This is a genomic window from Saccharopolyspora dendranthemae (genome assembly GCF_007829955.1).
GTDB classification, from domain to species: domain Bacteria; phylum Actinomycetota; class Actinomycetes; order Mycobacteriales; family Pseudonocardiaceae; genus Saccharopolyspora; species Saccharopolyspora dendranthemae.
Genome location: NZ_VIWX01000001.1, coordinates 1,594,799 through 1,617,516 on the forward strand (window position 1 = coordinate 1,594,799; position 22,718 = coordinate 1,617,516).

A 22,718-nucleotide genomic window follows, 5' to 3' on the forward strand; every position below is an offset into this window, starting at 1 on the left:
GCGACTTGAGATGAGCGACAAGAACAACGACGACGAGCCCGACCTCGACCGGGAGTGGTCCCAGGCCGAGGAAGAACTGACGGACCTGCTGCGCAGTCAGGACTTCGACTCCGACAGCCCGATCCGGATCGACATCGGGAACAACCGCGGTTCGGTCGTGGTGGAACTGGCCGAGACTCCGGTGACCCACGTCGAGATCCGGCACGACCTGGGATCGAGCGGCCAGGACTGGCAGAGCGGGCTGACGGGGTTGCTCAGCTGGGTCACCGAGCAGTTCGGCCAGACCGGCACGCGCGGCGGCTTCGACCCGAGCACCCTGTCGAAGGAGCCGATCGTCGAAGCGGTGCGCCGCACGCGGATCGACATGACCAGCGGTCGGCTGGTGGTGCGCGCTCCCTCCACCGCACCGCTGCGCGGTGTTCCGCTCGCGGTCCGGGTGACGGCACCGATCGGCTCCGAGGTCGGCGTGCAGAGCGGCTCGGCCGAGGTCGCGGTGACCGGTGCCGCCGGGAAGGTCAACGTGCAGGCCGGAACGGGCGCGGTGGCGGTCGCCGAGGCAGGCGACCGGGCGACCGTCCGCAGCGGCTCCGGGAACCTGCGGCTGGGCACCATGCGCGGAGGCGTGCACGCGCGCTCCGGGCGCGGTGACATCGAGGTCAGCGCCATCGGGGGATCGTCCTCCGTGGCCAACGGCTCCGGCACCATCTGGCTCGGCGAGGTGTCCGCCGACGTGCTGGTGCGCACCGGCAGCGGTGACATCACCCTGGCCGACGCGGTGGACGGGCAGGTCGAGCTGATCACCGGGTCCGGCGAGCTGCAGGTGTCGATCCACCGCGGGACGGCGGCCGAGGTCGATCTGACCTCGTCCACGGGCGCCGCTCGCAGCGATCTCGACGTCGCCGATCAGCCACCGGAGACCGAGCCCACGCTGCGGATCTTCGGACGCACCGGCAGCGGCGACGCCGTGCTGACCACCGCCAGCTGATCCGCTACCCGGTTCCGCGCGCGAGTTCGGCGTTGAGCGGGCGGATGAGGTCCCCTCGTTCACCCACCACGACGTCGTCGAGTCCGAGCCAGGTCGCCATCTCGTGCAGCGAGGCGGCCAGCTCGGGTGCGACGAGCGCGGCGTCGCGGTCCGGTTCGAGGAACGCTCCGGGGACCCGGAGCACGCCCGCAGCCCGGTCGGCCTTGAGGTCGACGCGTGCGACGAGCTCGCCGTTGAGGAGGAAGGGGAAGACGTAGTAGCCGTACTGCCGCTTCGGACCCGGGACGTAGATCTCGATGCGGTAGCGGAAGCCGAAAATCCGCTCGGCGCGCGAACGTTCCCAGATCAGCGGGTCGAACGGGCACAGCAGCGCACGACCGCTGACCTTGCGCGGGGTTCGCGCCTCGGCGTGGAGGTAGGCGGTCTGACGCCACCCGCGCACGTCGACCGGCTCCAGCACGCCTTCCTCGACGAGTTCGGCCACGGCCTGCTTCGACTGGTCCGGACCCAGCCGGTAGTAGTCGCGCAGGTCGGTCTCGGTGCCGATGCCCAGGGCCTGGGCGGAGCGCTCCACCAGCCCGCGGACCGCATCGGAGTCCTCGGGTTCGTGGGCGAGGACATCGGCGGGCAGCACCCGCTCCGGCAGGTCGTAGAGGCGCTCGAACCCGCGACGGGTACCGGTGGTCAGCTCCCCCATCGCGAACAGCAGCTCGCAGACCCGCTTGGTGTCGGTGCGGTTCCACCAGGGGCCGCGCCCCTGGCGCTCGCCGCCGCCGAGCTCGCGCTCCAGTTGGCCGGCACCGATCGGCCCGAGTTCCTTGACGGCCGTCAGCACGTCGTTGACCAGCTCGGGGTTCTGCTCCAGCAGCTCGCGGGAGCGCTTGCGCCACGCACCGCCGTACTCGCGCATGCGCCAGCGCAGCAACGGCCAGTCCTCGACGGGGATCAGCGACGCCTCGTGCGCCCAGTACTCGACGAGCATCCGGGGTTGTCGCGCGGTGTGCGACCACGCGGCGGTGTCGACCAGTTCCGCCGGGTAGGCACCGAGCCTGCTGAACAACGGCATGTAGTGGGCGCGCACCGCGACGTTCACCGAATCCAGCTGCAGCAGCTTGGTCCGGGACAACGCCCGCTGCAGGTGCCGCCGGGTCACCGCACCTCGTGGCCGCGGGTCCGCGAAGCCCTGCGCCGCCAGCGCCGTTCGGCGCGCCGTGTCGTTGCTGATGGTCTGCACACGGCGATCGTGCCAGCACGCCCCGACAGCACCTCCCCGGCGGGCGGGCGAGCCGGGACTGGTCGCCGAGGCCGAGACCGGACACGTTAGGTTGGCGCGCATGGCTGAAGCCGATGTGCGCGAGGCGGTGGCGTCCGACGCCGCCGAGATCGCACGCATTCAGGTCGAGACGTGGCAGACCGCCTACGCCGAGGTCCTCTCGCCCGCGGTGCTGGCCGGGTTGGACAGCGCCGAGGCCGAGCAGGAGTGGCGAGAAGCGGTCACCTCCGGCGCGGCCACCGTGCTGCTCGGGATCGAGGGTCGCTGGACCGTGGGTTTCTGCGCCGCAGGCCCCGCCCCGGAATCCGAAGTCGCCGCGGCCGACGGCGCGCTCCCCGCGGACGCGTCGACGACCGTGCTGGTCAGCGCACTGCTGGTGGAACCGCGTTGGGGCCGTCGCGGCCACGCCGGGCGCCTGCTCGGCACGATCGGCCGCCGGTTCGCCGAGCGCGGAGCGACGCGTGGCATCACCTGGGTCCCGGAGTCGGACTCGGCGTCGCTGTCGTTCTACCGCGCTGCGGGGTGGGCACCGGACGGTACGGTTCGCACGTTGGACGCGGGAGGGCGGCCGCTCCGCGAGATGCGCTTGACCGGGCCGCTGGAGTTCGAGTTCGAGCAGGACTGACGCCTGTCCTCCGGGAGCCTTGAGTGCTGACGATCATCGGGTTGCTGTCCACCACCTTCGGTGTGTCGGTGGCGTCCGCGCTGCTCCCGCTGATCAGCGTCGAGCTCTTCGCGATCGGCCTGGTGCTCAAGGAGCCCGGGATCCCCTGGTGGGTCCTCGCGCTCGTCATCGCCACCGGTCAGATCGGCGGCAAGCTGCTCCACTACTACGCGGCCCGCGGAACCATCCGGCTGCCGAAGTTCATGCGCCGGGAGAAGAAGGAGCGGCCGGAGTCGCGGGGCCGCTTGAAGACCTGGCTGGACTCGTTCCGCGAGAACTGCCGGACCCGCCCGGTCTGGGCGGGCACGGTCCTGCTGATCAGCGCCGCGGCCAGCCTTCCCCCGTTCGCGGCGGTGGCCATCATCGCCGGTTGGGCGAAGGTGCCGGTGTCGACGTTCCTGATCACCGGCTTCGTCGGCCGCTTCGCGCGCTTCGGCGCGCTGGCAGCGGCCCCGGCCGCGATGGCCGCCTGGTTCTGACCTCCGCCGCGCACGGGACGACGCCCCCTCGCAGTGGGGTGCGAGAGGGCGTCGGTCTTGCAGACGAGGAATGCCTCGTCAGAAGCTCGGCAAGCTGGGCAGAGCCGGAAGTCCGAGACGTCCGGGGATGCCCAGGACCGAGTCGATCACGCCGAAGACCGGGACACCGATCGGGGCGAAGGTCCACTTGTCGTTGAGGTCACCGGTGTCGGGCTCGTCGACGACGGCGGGCCCGTCCTCGGCGGTGACGGCCGAAGGAGCCGGCGCGGCGATGGCCGCGGGGGCGAGGGTGAACAGGGCGGCTCCGGCGAGGACCGAAGCGGTGATGGCGCGGGATGCGGTGTTGCTCATCAGTTTTCCTTTCGAACGGGATCGACCGGGCCTCGTGGTGCGCGCCACCAGGCCGGTCGGCGAGATCAGCTCAGCAGATCCACGACCGGGGCCAGCAACTTCGCGGGCAGGTCCACGGTCAGGCCGAGCACCGGGCCGAGATCGACACCCGGCACGAGCCAGATCGACGTGTCGTCGGCGTGGGCGACGCCACCGGTGAGCAGCACGGTGCTCAGGGCGATGGCCGCCGTGGCGGCGACGCGACGGACGGACTGGGACATGGTTCGTTCCTCCTCATTCCTCTCCACCGGTTTTAGCCGGTGGAAGATCAGCAGACGGCGTCCGACGGCTTGGGGTTGCCGAGCCCGAACAGCGGTCGCAGGGCGACACCGGCGTAGGTGCCGAAGATGGCCATCACGCCCCACAACCAGCCGTGCAGGCTGAACGAGGCGATGCCGGAGAAGTAGGCGCCGATGTTGCAGCCGCCCGCGAAGCGCGCGCCGATGCCCATCAGGATTCCGCCGATCACGGCGCCGACGGCCATCCGCCACGGGATCTTGCGGTGCAGGGTGAAGGCACCGGCCAGCGCGGCGGCGATCAGGGCGCCGGCCATGATTCCGAAGTCCATCACCGAGATCCGGTCGGTGAGCACCGACGCGGTGAGCTTCGCCGCGTTCTCCGGGTCCTGCCAGAACGGAGCGCTGGAGATGTCGATGCCGACCCAGCCCAGGATCTTCGCTCCCCACAGGCCGAACGCCGAGGTGATCCCCCACGAGTTGCCGGAGACGAACAAGGTGGCGGCGTTGAGCACGGCCAGCAGCACCGCGCCGACCCACAGCGGCCACGAACCGCGCAGGGCGCGCAGCACGCCCCGGGCGATCGGCGGCTGGTCGATCGGCGGAGGCGTGCGGCGCCGCTCGACCAGCCGCGACACCCCCACGACGACGCCGATGATGACCAGCGTGATCAGCACTCCGCCGGTGTAGCCCAGCCAGGTTTCGGCGAGCGAGACCTTCGGGCCGATGCTCTGCACGCTCTTGATGAACGGCGAGATGAACGCGGTGAACACGGACCCGGCGATGAATCCGCCGAGGGTGAAGATGATCGCGGTCTGGCCGCTGCCGACGGCGAAGAGCGTGCCGGAGGCGCAGGAGCCGCCGACCTGCATGCCGACGCCGAACAGGAACGCGCCGAACACCACGCCCAGCCCGGCGGTCTGGAGCTGCGGCTCGGGCGTGCCCGACAACGAGTACCCGCTGCCGAGGATGCCCGCGAACAGCACGGCCGCCACGCCCAGCATCAGCATGTGCGCGCGGATCGCGCGCCCCTGCCCGACGGTGATCAGCTGCCGCCACGCCGAGGTGAACCCGAACCGGGAGTGGAACAGCACCAGTCCCAGGCCCAGACCGACGGCGTAGAGCACGGTCATCTTCCAGCCGGCCGCGTTGGCGACGGCGAGCCCGAGCACCACCGCGATCGCGATGCCGATCGCCACCACTCCTCGTTGCGCGGGCGGCGCGGTGCGCACCGGCGGCGGAGCCGGTCTCTCAACGTCCACAACAGACATGTGTCACTCCTACTTCTGCGTTAGCGGGCCGGAGATGGCCACGATCGTTCCGTGCGGGATCCACTGCCCGTCGTTCCCGCCGTGCTGGTGGCCTGCCATCTGCATGATGTCGACCTGGGCCGTGGCGTACATGGCGACCTCGCCGCCGATGCTCTCGCCGCGCGCCGCGGCCCACTGCCGGTACCCGGACAGCGACGGCGGGTCACCGAACGCGGCGGCCTGGGTCATGCCGTAGGTGAGGGCGGCGCGGTCGCGCGGGTCGAAGCGCAGCGGGATCGAGGTGCCCGTGGACGCGGTCACCACCGGTCCGTGCAACAGCCACGGCGCGACGTGGATTCCGTAGAGGTAGCGCGCGTTTCCGAGCGTCTCCCCGGCCTTCTGCCAGCCGGAGACCTGCACCAGGGCGCCGTCCGGGTTGTCGGCGACCGGCAGGCCGCGTCGGGCGGCTTCGCCGAGGACCAGTTCGGTCGCCGCCCTCCCGCGCGGTGTGTCGTCGCCCACGACGGTGATGGCGGGAACCTTCATGTCGGCCAGGAAGCCCACGTTCTTGCGCAACGCGTCGGCGTCCTCGGGGAGCAGCTCGGTGTCCGGGCAGGTCACTGGCCTGGCCAGGCCTGCGACGGCGGCACCCAGCGCGGCGCTGGCGCACTCGGGTTCGGCCGATCCGGGGATCTCGGGCAGGCCGCCGGTGTCGACGTCGACGGTCCCGGTGCTCTCGCCGTTGCGGATCAGCAGATCGCTGGAACCGGCAGGCAGGTCGACCTCGGCCCAGGTCCCGGAGGTTCCCGGGCGGGAGACGGCGCGGGAGATCTGATCGCCCTGCTCCACCGTGATCCCCTGGCCGGCGGCCTCCGGGAAGTGCACGAGGTTGTGGCCGGCGCGGTTCGGGGTGACCAGGACCGGGGTTCCGGCGGCCTGGGCGAGCCGGGCTTGGCCGGGCACCGGCAGGTCGTGCGGGACCGGGATCCCGGGGAGCGTCGCCCAGGCCAGGACCGCGGCGAGCACGCCGATCGCCCCGAAGCGGTACACCCGCTCGGTCTCGCGCAGTGCCAGCGTCACCGCCAGCACCGCGACGGCGCCGATGACCAGCACCAGCACCGCGATGCCGTAGCCGGTGCTCCACAGCCTGCGGTCGAAGATCCCCGACAGGACCAGCTGCCCGATCCCGGCTCCCACCAGCGCGATCGCCGCGGTGAGCGCGATCGGGCGCGGACGCAGGCCGCCGTCGGCGTTCCAGGACTTCGCGAGCGCCAGGCCGAACCAGACCACGGCGACCGCGACGAAGATCGTGTCGATGAAGAAGGCCAGCGAGGTGTGGCCGAGTGCGGCCTCGGCGATCAGCAGCAGCGCCAGGCCGAACCCGAGGAAGGTGGCGACGCCGCGCCAGCGCAGCGCCAGCGGCACCGCCAGGGCCAGCACCGCGTGCGTGATCACGAAACCGATGTTGATGTGCAGGAACGCGGCCGAGAGCCCGGCCAGCGCCGCGGTGGTGCCACCGGCGATCCAGGCCGGCAGCGCTCGCATCTGCGCGCCCGCCCGCAGCAGGCCGATTCCCGCGACGAGCGCGGTGCTGGTCAGCAGCAGCACGCGCAGGGTCAGCGCCAGAAAGTCCACACTGGACACACCGGTGTGGGTGTGCATGTCTCCCATTTCCGATCTCATTCCTCCGGGCAGGGGTGGCCGCCGCGGGACGGCGGCCACCCCCGTTCGCCACTGCGCCCAGGTGTCTGGCCTCTGTCGTGCGGACTACTTCAGGTTGTCGTCCGACACCACGAACAACTGGGAGTGCGGCTTGGCGTTGCCGAACTCACCGTGCGGCCACGACCGCCGGTTGAAGTTGACGCCGACCTCGCCGGTCACCTCGTCGCGGAAGGTGTCGTCGACCGAAACCTTGCCGTCCGGGCCCAGGTTGACGATGTTGACCTTGTGGTCACCGTCGTTCCCGGTCCGAGCGACGAAGTAGTTCGACACGGCGAGCCGTCCGGGAACCTGGGTCTCGGAGTACTTGCCGTCCGCACCGAGCTTGAAGTTGTCGTAGGCGCCCCAGTGCGGGCCACCTGCGGCCTTGCCCGGGTTGATCGGAGTCGTGCCCGACAGCGTCGGGCAGTCGGACTCGGCACCACCGCTCCGCGATTCCTGGATGTCATCGATCTTGCACTGGAAACCGGTGCCCGCGTTCACCAGCCTCGAGATGTCCAGCGTGTACACGCCACCAGTCGTGCCCGGGTCGTCCTTGCCGAACGTGCCGGCCGCACGGCCCTGGATCGCCCGGTAGAGGAACCGGTCGTCCGGACTGGTCTGGAGCCAGCCACCGTTGGAGCTGCCACCGTTGGCGTCGTTGGCCTTGTCGAACCGCTCGGCCGCGGCGCCGTCGTCGAACACCTGGGTCCAGTGCGGCTCGGCGGCGGTGATGTCCGGCGTGTAGAACACCGCACCGCCCTGCATGGTCTGGGCGAAAGCGCCCTTGTGACCCGGCTGGTTGGTCACCGTGGTCTCCATCGCCGCACGAGACTCGCTGTGCAGCGGGTCCTTCGGGTCGGCCCGCGGGCCGTCCGGCAGGTAGGACACCGCCTTGAGCTTCGGGTGGTTGCGGTCGGAGATGTCCCAGGTGCGCACCGTCGGACGCCGCAGGTACGGCGACGTGGTCTTGACCGGGTCGAGGATGATGTTCCTCGGCTCGGCGTAGTCCGACGTGACCAGCGTGTTCAGGTCCTCGCGCGCCTGAACGCCGTGCGGGTTGGCGCAGGTCGGTTCCCCGAGCCGCGGCAGGTTGTCGCACAGCTTCTTGTTGTCCCCGCCCGGCGTCGCGGCCGGGGATTCGGAGAGCACCTTGCCGTTCGGGTCGAACCGCACGACCTCACCCGGGCTACCGGCGAAACCGTTGCCCACGTGCACCGAACCGTCCGAGTACTTGTACGGACCGGGCACGACCGGACCACCCATGTAGGTGCCGTAGGCGGTGCCGTCCTTGAGCGTCCAGTACGCGTCCGGCACCGAACCACCCAGCGTCTGGGTGGGCAGGCTGATGCCCTTGAGCTTCACGTTCGGCAGCGCACCGACGTCGAACGCGTAGGTCGCGGCACCGAAGAGCGCACCGGCGAAGATGGTGTCTCCCTTGTGCCACACGTACTGCATGTGGTGCGGCTCGTTCTCCACCAGCGGGCCCACGGTGATGGTGTTGACCACCTCGCCGTAACCGGGTGAGCCCTTCGTCGCGTCGATCACCGCCAGGAAGTCGGGACCGGGCAGCGCGTTGGCCGCCTTGCCCGTACCGCCCGCGAGCGAACCCGGCAGGTTGCGGACGTCGGGAACCACTGTGTCGGCGATGTTCTCGTCACCGGCCCAGACGACGAGCCATTCCTTCGGCTTTCCGTCCGAAGTGGACTTCGAGAGGGCCTTCTTGTCGATGTGGTTGGTGACCGTGTAGTCCTTGCCGTCCTGACCCTTGATGGACTGCGTGGACACATCGACGCCTGCGGAGGCGTCCGGCACCGGTAACGTGACCGCACTGACCGCCACCGCTAGGGCGGCCAGCCCGATGGGGAGCCTTCGAAGACTCTTTTTCATTGTTTACTCCGGTTATTCGTGGAGAATTCCAAAATCGGGCACGCAGAATCAGTCCATTTGGAATGCGCGGATTACCAAATGAACTCGACGTGCTCGGTCGGAGAGAGAAAGAACGCCTGCAGTGGCGGGAGAACGAGGTGCCTTATGGCTGACAGAGTGCGCTGGCCTGCTGCCGAAGATCGACATGCAGGCGAGCCACCAGACCGGCAAACCTGGACATGCCAGTAATAATCAAGAAGCGCCCATCAGGTGTCAATCTTCAACCACTCTCTGAGATTCAACCCGGTCAAATCCTGAGAATTGCCTGGTAAAACCGAGTGGTAGCCCGAACGGCGGTATGCGGACGATCATCCGCCGCTTTAGAGTGATCGGTTCCCGGTGCCACTCAGGGCTTCTCGTCGTGCTCCAGCTCGATCGCCTTGCGCATCGCCTTGCGCCCGCGGTTGCGGTCACCGGCGAGGTCGTAGGCCTGGGCGAGGGCGAACCAGCGGCGCCAATCCTGCGGCGACGCCTCCAGTTCGGACTGCTTGGCGTCGAACCACGCATCCGCTGCCTCCCGCTCGACCCGGCCCGAAGGCCGTCGCGGGAGGTGTGACACGTCCGGCAGCGCATCCTCGTCGTCGAGCCTGCGGGCGAGCCTCTCGGTGGACGCACCGAAGCGCAACTGGTCGACGACGAGAACCGCGCCCAGCACGGGCAATACCAGGATCGCCAAGCCGAGCGCGATGAAAACCGGCTCACCGCTGGAGATCATCGTGATCGCGCGACCGCTCATCAGCAGCAGGTAGGCCAGCAGCACGAGCGCGACCACGAACGCGGCGGTCCGCGCGGTCAACAGCCGAGCGGCCACGTCAGATGCCCATCAACGTGTCGAGCCCCACGGTCAGCCCCGGACGACCGGGAACCTCGCGGATGCCCAGCAGCACGCCCGGCATGAACGAGCGGCGGTCGTAGGAGTCGTGCCGGATGGTGAGCGTCTCGCCCTCAGTGCCGAACAGGACTTCCTGGTGCGCGACCAGACCGGTCATCCGCACCGCGTGCACGCGCACACCGTCGACCTCGGCACCGCGGGCACCGTCCGGGTCCTTGGTGGTCGCGTCGGGCATGGTGCCGAGCTGCGCCTGCTCGCGGGCCTGCGCGATGACGTGCGCGGTGCGCGCCGCGGTGCCCGAGGGCGCATCGGCCTTCTTCGGGTGGTGCAGCTCGACGATCTCGGCGGACTCGAAGTACCGGGCGGCCAGCTCCGCGAACCGCATCGACAGCACGGCGCCGATGGCGAAGTTCGGGGCCACGATCACGCCGACCTGCGGGTTGTCCGCCAGCCAGGTGCGGATGGAGTCCAGCTCGGCGGGGCCGAGACCGCTGGTGCCGACCACGACGTTGATGCCGTTCTCGACGCAGAACTTGATGTTGTTCAGCACCGAGTCGGGGTGGGTCAGGTCGACGGCGACCTGCGCGCCGGCCTCGACCAGCCGCTCGATCGGATCGTCCTGGTCGACCTCGGCGACCAGCTCGGTGTCGGCGGCCTCGCCGACGGCCCGCGCCGCCTCGGAACCCATCCGCCCGCGGGCGCCCAGCACACCAACCTTGATCACCGTGGAAACACCTCTCCGACCGACGCTGCTCACCCGAAGTCTAGGCACTCAGCCCGCACGCACCGGACGACCCACCCCACGCGGTGACGGAGACCATGTCACCCGGTCCCAGTTTTAGGGGTCGTTTCAGATTGCTTGGCGGAGTTTGCGGGCGAGGATGATGCAGTGGGCGAGGCCGAGGAAGGCTTCGTGCATGTGGTCGTAGCGTTCCCAGCGGATGCGGAGTTTGCGGAAGCCGTGGAACCAGGCGATGCAGGCTTCGACGACCCAGCGTTTGGTGCCGAGTCCGGAGCCGTGTCCTCGTCCGCGTCGCCGCAGGTAGGGCGTGATCCCGTGGCGGCGGAGCCAGGTGCGGTTGGCGTTGGCGTCGTAGGCGGTGTCGCCGTAGAGGCTGCGGAACCGCGGGGCTGGGCCGGGGAGTCCACCGATGGTCGGTAGCTCGGACATCAGGGGGATCAGCTGGGTGCTGTCATGAGTGTTCGCGCTGGTCAGGGTGGATTCGATGGGGATGCCGCCGGCGTCGGTGACGATGTGGTGTTTCGAGCCGGGCCGGGCGCGGTCAACCGGGCTCGGCCCGACTTTTGGGCTATCACGTCCTCGTTTGGCCGCGATGGTGGAGGAATCGATCGCCGCGCGGGAGAAGTCCAGCTCACCGGCCACACGCAGCTGCTCCAGCAGGATGTCCTGGACCTTGTCCCAGACCTCGGCCTCGTTCCACTCCTGAAGCCGCCGCCAGCACGTCGGACCCGAACCGAACCCCAGCTCCAGGGGCAGGTAGTTCCACTGGATCCCGGTGTAGAGCACAAACAGCACACCCTGCAGCGCTAACCGATCACTCCCACGCGGCCGCCCCGGATTGCGGAACCGGCGCTGCACCTTCGGCAACACCGGCTCGATCAACGCCCACAGCTCGTCATCAACTTCCCAGGGCTTCGGCTGCACCATCCCGTCTCCTAGCCACACACAAGATCAACTACGCGACCCATGGTGCCAGACCAAGATCATTATGAAAGGACCCCTTAGTCCAAACCGAGCCATGATCATGTCCGAAATGTCGGCTCAGTTAGGACTAAAACTGGGACGTGGTGACGCTCAGACGCCCTCGGGGAGGTCCTCGGGGGTTTTGTAGGGGCCTACGACTGCTGTGGTGAAGGGGCGGTTCAGGAGGTCTCGGGCCAGGTCGGCCACGTCCTCCGGAGTGACCGCCTCGATCTTCGCGAGGGTCTCCTCGACCGTGTAGTGGCGGCCGTAGTTGAGCTCGGTCTTGCCGATGCGGCTCATCCTCGCCGCGCTGTCCTCCAGCCCCAGGACGAGACCGCCGCGCAGCTGACCACGACCGCGCTCGACCTCCTCGGCCGACATCCCGTTCGCGGCGACGTCGGCGAGCACCGAGCGGATCACCGAGGCGACCTCGCCCAGCCGCTCCGGCGTGCAGCCGGCGTAGACCGAGAACGTGCCCGCGTCCGAGTACGCCGCGCTCGAGGAGTACACCGAGTACGCCAGTCCCCGGTTCTCGCGGATCTCCTGGAACAGCCGCGAGCTCATCCCCCCGCCGAGCGCTGCGTTGAGCACGCCGAGGGCGAAGCGCCGCCCGTCGTAGCGGTCCAGGCCGCGGCAGCCCACCAGCAGGTGGGTCTGCTCGGTGTCGTCGGGCTGCAGCACCAGCGACTCCTGCTTGGGCAGCCGGGCGCGGCCGCCGCGAGGCTCCTCCGGCCGGTCGTCGCCGGCGAGCCGATCGCCCAGCGCCTTGCGCAGCAACCTCACGACCTTCGCGTGCTCGACGTTGCCCGCGACCGCCACCACCATCGTCGGCATCCGGTACCGGCGCCGGTAGAAGCCGTGCACCCGGGTGCGGGTCATCTCGCTGATCGACTCCTCGGTGCCCAGCACCGAACGTCCCAGCGGGCCGTCGCCCAGCACGGCGGCGGTGAAGTTCTCGTGCAGCAGGTCCTCGGGGTCGTCGTCGCGCATCGCGATCTCCTCGAGGACCACGCTGCGCTCGACGTCGACGTCCGCCGCGTCGTTGACCGCGTCGAAGACCACGTCGCAGAGCATGTCGATGGCCAGCGGCAGGTCCTCGTCGAGGACGTGCGCGTAGTAGCAGGTGTGCTCCTTGGAGGTGAAGGCGTTGAGCTCACCCCCGACCGCGTCGATCTCCTGCGCGATGCCCACGGCGGTCCGCTTCGCGGTGCCCTTGAACAGCAGGTGTTCCAGGTAGTGCGCGGCACCCGCCTGGGCCCGGGTCTCGTCGCGCGATCCGACGCCCACCCAGATGCCCACCGACGCGGAACGAACACCGGGAACGGGTTCGGTGACCACGCGCAGCCCGCCCGGCAACACCGTCCGCCGCACCTCCGCGGCACCGTTGTGCCCGAGAACCCGGGTGGTCCCGGGACGTTGACGGTGTCCGGCTGTCTGCTTCTGCTGCTTCATATCCCTGTTCTCGTCGCCTCCGCGCGAACCCCGCGCACCCACGACAATACGGCCCGCCCCGGAAAACCGGGACGGGCCGTATCGGTGAGGTCAGAAGATCATTCGGAAGCCGCAGCGGACTCGGCCGGAGCCGGCTCGCCTTCCGCCTTCTCCTCGTCGTCGCCGACCAGCACCAGGCTGATCTTGCCGCGGTTGTCGATGTCGGCGATCTCCACGCGCAGCTTGTCGCCGACGTTGACCACGTCCTCGACCTTGCCGATGCGCTTGCCCTGGCCCAGCTTGGAGATGTGCACCAGGCCGTCCTTGCCCGGCAGCAGCGAGACGAACGCGCCGAAGGCCGCGGTCTTGACCACGGTGCCCAGGAAGCGCTCGCCGACCTTCGGCAGCTGCGGGTTCGCGATGGCGTTGATCTTGTCGATCGCCGCCTCCGCGGACGGGCCGTCGGCCGCACCCACGTAGATGGTGCCGTCGTCCTCGATGCTGATCTCGGCGCCGGTCTCCTCGGTGATCGAGTTGATCATCTTGCCCTTCGGCCCGATGACCTCGCCGATCTTGTCCACCGGGACGGTCACCGAGGTCACGCGCGGGGCGTGCGGGCTCATCTCGTCGGGCTTGCCGATCGCCTCGGCCATGACCTCCAAGATGGTGAACCGGGCGTCGCGCGCCTGGCCCAGCGCCTGCGCCAGCACCTCAGACGGGATGCCGTCCAGCTTGGTGTCCAGCTGCAGCGCGGTCACGAAGTCCTTCGTGCCCGCGACCTTGAAGTCCATGTCGCCGAAGGCGTCCTCGGCACCGAGGATGTCGGTCAGCGCCACGTAGTGGGTCTTGCCGTCAACCTCGTCGGAGACCAGGCCCATCGCGATGCCCGCGACCGGCGCCTTCAGCGGCACACCCGCGTTGAGCAGGGACAGCGTCGAGGCGCAGACCGAGCCCATCGAGGTCGAACCGTTGGAGCCCAGGGCCTCGGAGACCTGCCGCAGGGCGTAGGGGAACTCCTCGCGCGAGGGCAGCACCGGCATCAGCGCGCGCTCGGCCAGCGCACCGTGGCCGATCTCGCGCCGCTTCGGGCTGCCCACCCGGCCGGTCTCACCGGTCGAGTACGGCGGGAAGTTGTAGTGGTGCATGTACCGCTTCGTCGTCTCCGGGGAGAGCGAGTCGATGGTCTGCTCCAGCCGCAGCATGTTCAGCGTGGAGACGCCCAGGATCTGGGTCTCGCCGCGCTCGAACAGCGCCGAACCGTGGGTCCGCGGGATCACGCCGACCTCGGCGGACAGGCTGCGGATGTCGGTCAGGCTGCGGCCGTCGATGCGGACCTGGTCGCGGATGATCCGCTGGCGCACGAGCTTCTTGGTCAGCGAGCGGAACGCCGCGCCGATCTCCTTCTCGCGGCCCTCGAAGGACTCGCCCTCACCGGTGCCGACCTTCTCCAGCACCGACGCCTTGATCTCGTCGAGGCGGGTCTCGCGCTCCTGCTTGCCGGCGATCTTCAGCGCCTCGGCCAGCTCGGTGGAGGCGGACTGCTCGACGGCGGTGAACGCGTCGTCCTGGTAGGCCGGGAACACCGGGTAGTCCTGGGTGTCCTTGCCCACGGCCTGGGCCAGCTGCTGCTGGGCCACGCACAGGGTGCGGATGAACGGCTTGGCGGCCTCGAGTCCCGCCGCGACGATCTCCTCGGTCGGCGCCTGGGCGCCGCCGTCGACCAGCTCGACGGTCTTGTCGGTGGCCTCGGCCTCGACCATCATGATCGCGACGTCGTCACCGACGATGCGGCCCGCGACGACCATGTCGAACACGGCGCGCTCGAGCTGCTCGTGGCTCGGGAAGGCGACCCACTGGCCGTCGATCAGCGCCATGCGGGTGGCACCGATGGGGCCGGAGAACGGCAGGCCCGAGCCCTGGGTGGACGCGGACGCGGCGTTGATCGCCAGCACGTCGTAGAGGTCGCCCGGCTTCAGGCTCATGACCGTGACCACGACCTGGACCTCGTTGCGCAGGCCGTCGACGAACGACGGGCGCAGCGGGCGGTCGATCAGGCGGCAGGTCAGGATCGCGTCCGTGGACGGCCGGCCCTCGCGGCGGAAGAACGAGCCGGGGATGCGACCCGCGGCGTACATCCGCTCTTCGACGTCGACGGTCAGCGGGAAGAAGTCGAAGTGCTCCTTCGGCTGCTTGGAGGCCGTGGTGGCCGACAGCAGCATGGTTTCGTCGTCGAGGTAGGCGACGACGCTCCCGGCGGCCTGCTTGGCAAGCCGGCCGGTCTCGAAACGAACGGTACGGGTGCCGAACGCGCCGTTGTCCAGCACGGCGGTGGCCTCGTACACGCCCTCTTCGATCGCTTCAGTCAAGGTGACTCCCTATCGTCACAACGCCCACGGCAGGAGCATCCGGACCGGTGATCCGACAAGGCCGGCCATCGATCGAAGCTCCCGGGACCGTCTCGTGACGACATGCCCGGCAGCCACTACCGAGGACCGGCGGACGCCTGAACCCAGTGCTTGCCACCGTGAGCGCTCTATTGAGTTGCTGACGGCGCCTCCAAGGCACCGTCCGGGTTTTACGCACCGGGGGGAGCGGCCGCGGCCACTCCCCCCGGTGTCATGTCAACGACGCAGACCGAGTCGCTGGATCAGCGAACGGTAGCGTTCGATGTCCACCTTGGTCAGGTAGTTGAGCAGACGACGGCGGCGACCCACCATCAGCAGCAGACCACGACGCGAGTGGTGGTCGTGCTTGTGCTGCTTGAGGTGCTCGGTCAGGCCGGTGATCCGCTTGGTCAGCAGGGCCACCTGGGCCTCCGGCGAACCGGTGTCGCCGTCCTTCACCCCGTACTCGCCGAGGATCTGCTTCTTCTCGTCAGTGGACAGCGCCACGTGATACTCCTTCTGCATGTCCCGTGTCGGTGGGCGGCGAGCTGCCTTTGCGGCGCCACCGCCGTGAGGACTGGCTACCTCGGAAATCGGCCACCACGGACTGCAGCCGTTCCACAGCTCGAGGATAACAGGGAAGCCCTGCTCGCCCCGGTTACCCCGACCCTGCGCGCGTCAGCGCCACCTCGTGCACCGCGCGGTGCACCGGACCGCCTTCGCCCTGGTCACTGCGCATCACGACGAGTTCGCCCGGCGTCCACCAGGGACCGGTGTAGCCGGTGAGCAGCTCCGCCGGCGATCGGCGGCCGGCGCTCCCGGACGCCCACCTGGCAACGGTCAGGTGAGCCCGGAACCCGTGCGGGTCGCCGCCCGCGGCTCGCACCAGCTCGCCGAGGGTTTCCCGGTCCGCCTCGGCCGCCGGCTCGACCCCGATCCAGAGCACTCCCCGGAACGTCCCGGAACCCGCCAGGCGGAGATCGGGCGCTCGCGCTCCGACCTGGGCGATGCGCCGGTCCAGGCGGTCCGCGACCCGCTGCGGATCGGCATCGTCACCGTGGAAGCACAGCGTCAGGTGCCAGCGCTCAGCCGCGGTGAACCGGAACTTGCGCAGGCCCGACGTCACCGCGGTCACGTGGTCGCCGTCGAGATCCGCGATCGCACCGGCGAGGTGCTGCACCGCCTCCTCCGAGGGGCGCAGCGCCGTGAACAGCCGCATGGTTCGAGTGTGGCCCGCTCAGCCGCTGTCGGCGGCCCGGCGCAGCAGGCCGGCGAGACGCGGGTAGCGGCCTTCCAGCAGCGACGCCGCCGCTTCCAGCTCGGTGGGCTTGGCGGCGTCCAGCAGGACGGGCCAGGCGATCTGCTCGCCGTTGGTGGCCTGCTTGACCGGCAGGTTGTCCCGGCCGACCGAGGGCTGCGAACCGCGGACGTCCTCCAGCGCCTGCTTGATCGCGTCCGACTCACCGGCCGCGACGCCCGGGACGAGCACCTTGCGCTCCAGCATCACCAGGCGGGCCAGCACCTGCGGGTTGCCGATCTTGGCGCGGCGACCGCTCATCACCTGGCTGAGCATCGGCGCGCTGATGCCGAGCACGTCGGCCAGCTGCGCCTGCGAGATGCGGAAGGCCACGACCAGTCGGCGCACCCGGTCTCCCAGCGGTTCGCCGTACCACTGCCGCTGCAGAGCCAGATTTCGCTGGACGCTGCTGCTCTCCGACACCTTCACTCCCCCTGCGTGGCCGCCACCCCGGCGAACCCGAGGTGATCCAGACTCGAATCCTGCCAGCTCACCGGCCGCGCGGGGTCGAGAATCCGAAAACCTCTCCGTCCTCGGCGCGGAGGTCACTCCCGCACCCCGAGGATCCGGCGGGTCTCGGCGACGTCGGCGTTCATCTGGTCGATCAGCGCGTCCACGGAGTCGTAGCGCTCCATGGCCCGCAGCCGCTGCACGAAGTCGAGATCGACGTGCTCGCCGTAGAAGTCGGTGTCCACATCGAGCACGAAGGCCTCGACGGTGCGCTCGGTCCCGGAGAACGTCGGGTTGCTGCCCACCGACACGGCAGCGGGCATCGCCGGTCCGGGCTGCGGCGCACCGCGCCTGCGGTGGGTGAACCAGGCCGCGTAGACGCCGTCCGCCGGGATCGCCGTGTAGTCCGGAGTGGACAGGTTGGCGGTCGGGAAGCCCAGCTCCTTGCCTCCGCGACCGTCACCGCGCACCACGATGCCCTCGATCCGGTGCTCGCGCCCCAGAGCCGAGGCCGCGGCCAGCACGTCACCCGCGTCGATGCACGCGCGGATGTAGGTCGAGGAGAAGGTCACCGAGGTGGCGTCGGTGTCGTCGGAACGCTCGACCGGACCCGAGACCAGCGCGTCGGAAGCGACGTCGAAGCCGAAGCGCTCGCCGAGCTTGGTCAGCAGTTCGATGTTGCCCGCAGCCTTGTGGCCGAAGGTGAAGTTCTCGCCCACCACGACCTCGGCGGCGTGCAGCTTCTCGACGAGGATCTCGTGCGCGAAGCCCTCGGCGGGCACCCGGGACAGCTCGCGGGTGAAGGGCACCACGCAGAACACGTCGACACCCAGCTTCTCGGCCAGTTCCGCCCGCCGCCGCAGCGTGGTCAGCTGCGCCGGGTGGCTCCCCGGACGCACCACCTCGGCCGGATGCGGGTCGAAGGTCATCAGCACGCAGGGAATCCCGCGCCGCCGGGCCTGCTGCACCGCGTGGGCGATGAGTTTCTGATGACCGCGATGCACTCCGTCGAAGACCCCGATGGTGACGACGCAACGGCCCCAACCACCGGGAATCTGCTCCAAACCACGCCAACGCTGCACGGTCCAGCAGCCTACTTCCCCCGGACCGCAGCGCACTCAGCGGTGGATCCGAACCGGGCCTGAGCCCGACCTCGCAGCAGCGGTCAGTTGCCGGGGACGATGACCAGGACGGCCTTCGCCGTGCGGCCTCGGTCGCGGACCAGCGCCACTGCGCGACCGTCGGGCCCGAACATCCCGTACGTCCCCTCGACCCCGGCAGCGGTCACGACCTGCCCGTGCGACAGCGCCGTGGCCGTGGACGCGTCCACGTTGCGGCGGGGGAACGCCGTCTCGACGGCCTGGTCCAGGTCCATCGACAGCGCCGGCTCCTCCTCCAGCTGATCCAGCGTCCGCGCGGTGGCCAGGCCGAACGGTCCGACCCGGGTCCGCCGCAGCGCCGTGAGGTGCCCGCCGACGCCGAGCCCGGCACCGAGATCGCGGGCCAGCGCGCGCACGTAGGTGCCCGAGGAGCACTCCACCAGCACGTCCAGCTCGGTGGCGTCCTCGGTGCGCCGCAGCGCGAGCACGTCGAAGCGCGAGACGGTGACCGGCCGGGGGTCCAGCTCGACGGTCTCACCGCTGCGCGCGATGTCGTAGGCCCGGCGGCCGTTGACCTTGACCGCGCTGACCGCGCTCGGCACCTGCTGGAGATCGCCGGTCAGCGCCGCGACCCCGTCGCGGATCGCGGTCTCGTCCACTCCCGAACCGTCGGCGGCGGAGAGGATCTCGCCCTCGGCGTCGTCGGTGGTGGTCGAGGCTCCGAGCGTGATGGTCGCCAGGTAGGCCTTCGTGTCCAGCGCGAGGTGGCCGAGCAGCTTGGTCGCCCGCTCCAGGCCGAGCACGAGCACGCCGGTGGCCATCGGGTCCAGCGTCCCGGCATGTCCGACCCGGCGGGTGCCCATGATGCGTCGGACTCGGGACACCACGTCGTGCGAGGTCATCCCCGCCGGCTTGTCGACCACCAGCAGGCCTGGCGGAACGGCGGGACTCTGTTTGCGGGATTGCGCGGACACGGCGAGACATTTTTCCCGACCCCCCGGCGCACGCGCCCCCAGGGGTGCGGATCGGTCAGGCCGCCGCCGGGGCGTCCCGGGTCGCGCCGACCACGGCCCACTTGCCGGAGCGGGCCCGCAGCAGCAACGTCACCATCCGCAGCACCATGAACAGGCTCAGCCCGGTCCAGATGCCCACCAGTCCCCAGCCGAACGCCAGCGCCAGCCAGATCAGCGGCAGGTAGCCGATGACGGCGCTGAGGATCGTCGCCGTGCGCAAGTAGGCGGCGTCGCCCGCGCCGAGGAACACGCCGTCCAGCGCGAAGACCACGCCCGCCACCGGCTGCACCGCCACGAAGAACCACCAGGCGTGCGGCATCTCGGCGAGGACGGCGGCGTCGGTGGTGAACACCGAGGGCAGCACCCCGGACACGGCCGTGAAGAAGACCGCCAGCCCGCAGCCGAAGACCAGGCTGTACCAGGTCACCTGCTTGGCGACGGCCTTCGCCCGCGTCACCGAGCCGCTGCCCAGGGCCGCTCCGACCAGCGACTGGGCGGCGATGGCCAACGAGTCCAGCACCAGCGACTGGAACATCCACAGCTGCCAGACGACCTGGTGCGCGGCCGCCGTCTCGGCGCCCGTCCGGGCCGCCACCGAGGTCGCGGACAGGAAGCAGACCTGGAAGGCCATGGTGCGCAGCACGAGGTCTCGGCCGAGGCCGAGCTGGGCGCGCATCCTGACCCCGTCGGGGCGCAGCGGCGCCTTCTCCACCAGCAGCGCGCGGATGAACAGGGCGGCGGCGATGGTCTGGCCGATCAGGTTCGCGAACGCCGAGCCCTCCAGCCCGAACCCCATCGGGTAGACCAGGATCGGGCAGAGCACCGCGGACACGCCGTTGCCGATGAGCGTGTAGCGCAGCGGCCGGACGGTGTCCTGCACACCGCGCATCCAGCCGTTCCCGGCCATCGTGATCAGCACCAGCGGGGCGCCGCACAGCGCGATGCGCAACCAGGTCCCGGCGGCGTCGGCCACCGGCCCCGGGCCTGCCAGCAGCTCGGCGACGGGCGTGGCGACCAGCTGGGCGATCAGCGACAGCACCACGCCCACGGCGACGCCGAGCCAGGTGGCCTGCACGCCTTCGGCGACCGCCTCGGTGCGCCGACCGGCCCCGTGCAGCCGCGCGGTGCGCGCGGTGGTGCCGTAGGTGAGGAAGGTCAGCTGGCTGGAGATGAGCGTGAAGAGCGTTCCGCCGAGCGCGAGCCCGGCCAGCGGGATCGCCCCGAGGTGTCCGACCACGGCCGTGTCGACCAGCACGTACAGCGGTTCCGCCGCGAGCACGCCCAGAGCCGGGACGGCGAGCCCCAGCACCTTGCGCGGTGACACCCGTTCCCCGACCTCGGACACTTCATCTCCCGGTAAGCTACGACTGATGGGTTCGCCCCTGACGAAGGGTAGCGGTAAGGAGCGACAGTGGATAGCGCCGATTACACAGAGGTCGCGCTCCGGCTGGCCAACGCCGAGCTGACCGATGTCGAATCGGTTCGCGCCGCTTTGCACGACGAGCCCTGGTGGGCCGACCGGCTGCGCGAGTCCGACCTGCCGCTGCTGCGCGAGGTCGCGGGCGGTCTTCGCCGTGCGCTCGCCGCCATGGTCGCCGGCCCGGGGCACGCCCAGGACGAGACGGTGCGCTCCGAGATCAACGCCCTGCTGGGCACCCACCCCCCGCGACCGAGGCTCTCCGGCCACGGCGGTCACGACGACGTCCCGAACTGGCACGTGCACGTGGCCGGGCCGGACGCACCCGCCGTGGACGAGGTCGTGGCTGCGGCGGCGTGGGGGCTCGCGCAGGGCGTGGTCCACCACGGCACCCGGCGCTGGGGCCGCTGTCAGGCCGAAGGCTGCGGGACCTACTTCCTCGACACCTCCACCAACCAGGCCAAGCGCTTCTGCTCACCGCGCTGCGCCAATCGCGTGCACGTGGCCGCTTTCCGCGCCCGCAAGCGCTCCTGACGCCTCGCGGGAGCGGACCCGCTCACGAGGTGAGGAGAGGGGCGTCGTCCAGGGCCTTGCGGAGCGCCGAGAGGATCTCGTGCTCTTCACCGCGTGCGGTGAACCCGGACGCCAGGCGGTGGCCGCCGCCCCCGCAGGCGTTGGCCGCGTGGCTGACGTCGATGCGGCTGTCGGCGCGCAGCGACACCGACCACTGCCCGGCGCCGATCTCCTTGAGCACCGCGGCGACCTCCGCCTCGGAGGTGGTGCGGATGAGGTCGATGACGCTGTCGACGTCCTCCCCGCCCAGCCCGACCGCCTGGTCCTCGCGGACCGTGGCGTGCACGAGACCCAGGCCCTGGGCCGCGGCCGGTTCCAGCTGGGCTCGGGCCAGCACGTCCGCGAGCATCCCCATGAACGCGAACGGATGGGTGTCCAGCATCGGTTTGGTGGTGGCCTCCGGTTCGACGCCCGCCTCGATCAGGCGCGCGGCCACGCGGTGCACGTCGGCACCGGCGTGCCGGAAGGAGCGGGTGTCGGTGACCAGGCCCGCGTACAGGCAACGGGCGATCGGCTGGTCCAGCTCCACCCTCAGCTCGTCGAGGACCCGCTGCACGATCAGCACGGTGGCCTCGGCCGACTCGTCGATGACGTGCAGCGTTCCGTAGCGGGTGTTGGAGACGTGGTGGTCCAGGACGATCACCTCGCCACCGGCGGCGATGGTGGCCTCGACCCGGTCGGCGAGCTTGCCCAGCCGGTCGAGGCTGCCGGTGTCGCACACGACCAGCAGCGGAGGCGCGGCCGGCACCTCCGACGGGGGCACGATGAGGCCGTCGGCGTCGAGGCCGCGCAGCGATCGAGCGGGCTCGTCCGGATGCCCGAAGGACACCCGGACCGCGCTACCGCGCTTCTTCAGCGCTCGGCCCAGCGCGAGCGCGCTGCCGAGGGCGTCCGCATCGGGGTTGACGTGCCCGAACAGGGTCACGTCGGACGCCACCGCGAGCTCGCCCGCGGCCAGCGCGACGGCTTCCGCCAGGGACTCGCCCGAGTCGGGTTGCCCGCGCACACGTCACCTCCACGTCATCGGCGGCCTTCTGGCGGTCACCGATGACCAACGCACCCGATGCGGCGCCGCGACTCAACCACCTTGTGGGCCACGACGCACATCGGCGTCGGAAAAGTCCTCGTCATCGACACCGTCGGTGTCGTCGTCATCATCTTCGGTGCTCGACCGGTAGGGATCGGCTTCGCCTGCCGGGACCGCTCCCGAGGCCAGTCGCGCGACCTCGTCGTCGGCCTCCTTGGCCTTGGCCAGCAGCTCCTCCATCCGGCGGGCCTGGTCCGGAACGGTGTCCGCGACGAAGCTCAGCGTGGGGGTGAACCGCACACCGGTCTGGTCGCCGACGCGGGAGCGCAGCACGCCGGTGGCGCTGTTGAGCGCCGCCGCCGTCGAAGCGTAGTCGGCGTCATCGCCGAAGACCGTGTAGTAGACCGTTGCGTCCCGCAGGTCGGGGGTGACTCGCGCGTCGGTGATCGTCACCATCGCCAGTCGCGGGTCCTTGACCTCGTGTTCCAGCCCGGACGCGACGATCTGCGCGATGCGCTTGGCCAGCCTGCGGGCGCGCGCCGTATCAGCCACGACGCACCTCCTTCTTGCAAGAGAGCTTCATAC

Annotated in this window: 23 protein-coding genes; 4 read left to right on the plus strand and 19 right to left on the minus strand. The window is 70.2% G+C overall.

Annotated elements, in window-relative coordinates; all coding sequences use genetic code 11:
• Positions 1-10 precede the first annotated feature (10 nt).
• Entirely contained in the window at positions 11-985 is a 975-nt protein-coding gene (locus FHU35_RS07180) for a DUF4097 family beta strand repeat-containing protein (RefSeq protein ID WP_145737550.1), read from the plus strand.
• 4 nt (positions 986-989) lie between these two features.
• Here FHU35_RS07180 and FHU35_RS07185 read toward each other — a convergent pair whose 3' ends face one another.
• Entirely contained in the window at positions 990-2,219 is a 1,230-nt protein-coding gene (locus tag FHU35_RS07185) for a winged helix-turn-helix domain-containing protein (RefSeq protein WP_145737551.1), read from the minus strand.
• 100 nt (positions 2,220-2,319) lie between these two features.
• On the opposite strand from FHU35_RS07185, the gene FHU35_RS07190 reads away from it, so the two are divergent.
• Together FHU35_RS07190 and FHU35_RS07195 are read left to right on the plus strand one after the other, a co-directional pair.
• Entirely contained in the window at positions 2,320-2,883 is a 564-nt protein-coding gene (locus FHU35_RS07190; RefSeq protein ID WP_145737552.1) for a GNAT family N-acetyltransferase, read from the plus strand.
• Between the two features lie 23 nt (positions 2,884-2,906).
• On the plus strand, positions 2,907-3,401 hold the full coding sequence (locus tag FHU35_RS07195; protein WP_246110113.1) for a YqaA family protein: 495 nt from the start codon (positions 2,907-2,909) through the stop codon (positions 3,399-3,401).
• Between the two features lie 78 nt (positions 3,402-3,479).
• Here the strand turns inward: FHU35_RS07195 and FHU35_RS07200 are convergent, their stop codons facing one another.
• The 16 genes from FHU35_RS07200 to FHU35_RS07280 all read right to left on the minus strand — a co-directional run bounded on the left by FHU35_RS07200 (position 3,480) and on the right by FHU35_RS07280 (position 20,461).
• Entirely contained in the window at positions 3,480-3,752 is a 273-nt protein-coding gene (locus tag FHU35_RS07200; RefSeq protein WP_145737553.1) for a hypothetical protein, read from the minus strand.
• 65 nt (positions 3,753-3,817) lie between these two features.
• A complete protein-coding gene (locus FHU35_RS07205) occupies positions 3,818-4,012 on the minus strand; it encodes a hypothetical protein (protein ID WP_145737554.1) in 195 nt (64 codons plus the stop codon).
• A 47-nt stretch (positions 4,013-4,059) separates the two neighbouring features.
• Positions 4,060-5,298: a YeeE/YedE family protein gene (locus FHU35_RS07210; protein ID WP_145737555.1), complete on the minus strand. Its 1,239-nt coding sequence runs from the start codon at positions 5,296-5,298 to the stop codon at positions 4,060-4,062.
• A 9-nt stretch (positions 5,299-5,307) separates the two neighbouring features.
• A complete protein-coding gene (locus tag FHU35_RS07215; protein WP_145737556.1) occupies positions 5,308-6,948 on the minus strand; it encodes a hypothetical protein in 1,641 nt (546 codons plus the stop codon).
• Between the two features lie 96 nt (positions 6,949-7,044).
• Positions 7,045-8,865 (minus strand): hypothetical protein, encoded by a 1,821-nt coding sequence (locus FHU35_RS07220; protein WP_246110114.1) that lies wholly within the window; start codon positions 8,863-8,865, stop codon positions 7,045-7,047.
• Between the two features lie 385 nt (positions 8,866-9,250).
• Positions 9,251-9,700, minus strand: coding sequence for a hypothetical protein (locus FHU35_RS07230; RefSeq protein WP_186459338.1), 450 nt, complete (start codon positions 9,698-9,700; stop codon positions 9,251-9,253).
• Between the two features lie 16 nt (positions 9,701-9,716).
• Positions 9,717-10,460 carry a 4-hydroxy-tetrahydrodipicolinate reductase gene (gene dapB, locus FHU35_RS07235; RefSeq protein WP_281290216.1) on the minus strand — a complete coding sequence of 248 codons (744 nt, stop codon included), beginning with the start codon at positions 10,458-10,460 and terminating at the stop codon, positions 9,717-9,719.
• A 126-nt stretch (positions 10,461-10,586) separates the two neighbouring features.
• On the minus strand, positions 10,587-11,405 hold the full coding sequence (locus tag FHU35_RS07240; protein WP_145737558.1) for an IS5 family transposase: 819 nt from the start codon (positions 11,403-11,405) through the stop codon (positions 10,587-10,589).
• A gap of 147 nt (positions 11,406-11,552) precedes the next feature.
• A complete protein-coding gene (locus FHU35_RS07245) occupies positions 11,553-12,893 on the minus strand; it encodes a M16 family metallopeptidase (RefSeq protein ID WP_145737559.1) in 1,341 nt (446 codons plus the stop codon).
• A gap of 98 nt (positions 12,894-12,991) precedes the next feature.
• On the minus strand, positions 12,992-15,238 hold the full coding sequence (locus tag FHU35_RS07250) for a polyribonucleotide nucleotidyltransferase (protein WP_145737560.1): 2,247 nt from the start codon (positions 15,236-15,238) through the stop codon (positions 12,992-12,994).
• Between the two features lie 255 nt (positions 15,239-15,493).
• Entirely contained in the window at positions 15,494-15,763 is a 270-nt protein-coding gene (gene rpsO / locus FHU35_RS07255) for a 30S ribosomal protein S15 (protein WP_145737561.1), read from the minus strand.
• A gap of 151 nt (positions 15,764-15,914) precedes the next feature.
• A complete protein-coding gene (locus FHU35_RS07260; protein WP_145737562.1) occupies positions 15,915-16,475 on the minus strand; it encodes a 2'-5' RNA ligase family protein in 561 nt (186 codons plus the stop codon).
• Between the two features lie 18 nt (positions 16,476-16,493).
• Complete coding sequence (locus FHU35_RS07265) at positions 16,494-16,976, minus strand: helix-turn-helix domain-containing protein (RefSeq protein WP_145737563.1); 483 nt, start codon at positions 16,974-16,976, stop codon at positions 16,494-16,496.
• Between the two features lie 122 nt (positions 16,977-17,098).
• On the minus strand, positions 17,099-18,085 hold the full coding sequence (locus tag FHU35_RS07270; protein WP_145737564.1) for a bifunctional riboflavin kinase/FAD synthetase: 987 nt from the start codon (positions 18,083-18,085) through the stop codon (positions 17,099-17,101).
• Between the two features lie 83 nt (positions 18,086-18,168).
• Positions 18,169-19,077: a tRNA pseudouridine(55) synthase TruB gene (truB, locus tag FHU35_RS07275; RefSeq protein WP_145737565.1), complete on the minus strand. Its 909-nt coding sequence runs from the start codon at positions 19,075-19,077 to the stop codon at positions 18,169-18,171.
• Positions 19,078-19,132: 55 nt separating this feature from the next.
• Positions 19,133-20,461 carry an MATE family efflux transporter gene (locus tag FHU35_RS07280; RefSeq protein ID WP_145737566.1) on the minus strand — a complete coding sequence of 443 codons (1,329 nt, stop codon included), beginning with the start codon at positions 20,459-20,461 and terminating at the stop codon, positions 19,133-19,135.
• 66 nt (positions 20,462-20,527) lie between these two features.
• Between FHU35_RS07280 and FHU35_RS07285 the strand changes: the two genes are divergently transcribed.
• Positions 20,528-21,067, plus strand: a complete 540-nt coding sequence (locus FHU35_RS07285; RefSeq protein ID WP_145737567.1) for a CGNR zinc finger domain-containing protein — start codon at positions 20,528-20,530, stop codon at positions 21,065-21,067.
• Between the two features lie 22 nt (positions 21,068-21,089).
• Here the strand turns inward: FHU35_RS07285 and FHU35_RS07290 are convergent, their stop codons facing one another.
• Together FHU35_RS07290 and rbfA are read right to left on the minus strand one after the other, a co-directional pair.
• A complete protein-coding gene (locus FHU35_RS07290; protein ID WP_186459289.1) occupies positions 21,090-22,112 on the minus strand; it encodes a DHH family phosphoesterase in 1,023 nt (340 codons plus the stop codon).
• 72 nt (positions 22,113-22,184) lie between these two features.
• Positions 22,185-22,685 (minus strand): 30S ribosome-binding factor RbfA, encoded by a 501-nt coding sequence (rbfA, locus tag FHU35_RS07295; protein WP_145737568.1) that lies wholly within the window; start codon positions 22,683-22,685, stop codon positions 22,185-22,187.
• Between the last annotated feature and the right edge of the window lie 33 nt (positions 22,686-22,718).

Bases quoted from the DNA above. Each gene is read 5' to 3' on its own strand.
- FHU35_RS07200 (WP_145737553.1), bottom strand. From the start codon at position 3,752: ATGAGCAACACCGCATCCCGCGCCATCACCGCTTCGGTCCTCGCCGGA.
- FHU35_RS07205 (WP_145737554.1), bottom strand. From the start codon at position 4,012: ATGTCCCAGTCCGTCCGTCGCGTCGCCGCCACGGCGGCCATCGCCCTG.
- FHU35_RS07210 (WP_145737555.1), bottom strand. From the start codon at position 5,298: ATGTCTGTTGTGGACGTTGAGAGACCGGCTCCGCCGCCGGTGCGCACC.
- FHU35_RS07240 (WP_145737558.1), bottom strand. From the start codon at position 11,405: ATGGTGCAGCCGAAGCCCTGGGAAGTTGATGACGAGCTGTGGGCGTTG.
- FHU35_RS07220 (WP_246110114.1), bottom strand. From the start codon at position 8,865: ATGAAAAAGAGTCTTCGAAGGCTCCCCATCGGGCTGGCCGCCCTAGCG.
- FHU35_RS07180 (WP_145737550.1), top strand. From the start codon at position 11: ATGAGCGACAAGAACAACGACGACGAGCCCGACCTCGACCGGGAGTGG.
- FHU35_RS07260 (WP_145737562.1), bottom strand. From the start codon at position 16,475: ATGCGGCTGTTCACGGCGCTGCGCCCCTCGGAGGAGGCGGTGCAGCAC.
- FHU35_RS07190 (WP_145737552.1), top strand. From the start codon at position 2,320: ATGGCTGAAGCCGATGTGCGCGAGGCGGTGGCGTCCGACGCCGCCGAG.
- FHU35_RS07245 (WP_145737559.1), bottom strand. From the start codon at position 12,893: ATGAAGCAGCAGAAGCAGACAGCCGGACACCGTCAACGTCCCGGGACC.
- FHU35_RS07215 (WP_145737556.1), bottom strand. From the start codon at position 6,948: ATGGGAGACATGCACACCCACACCGGTGTGTCCAGTGTGGACTTTCTG.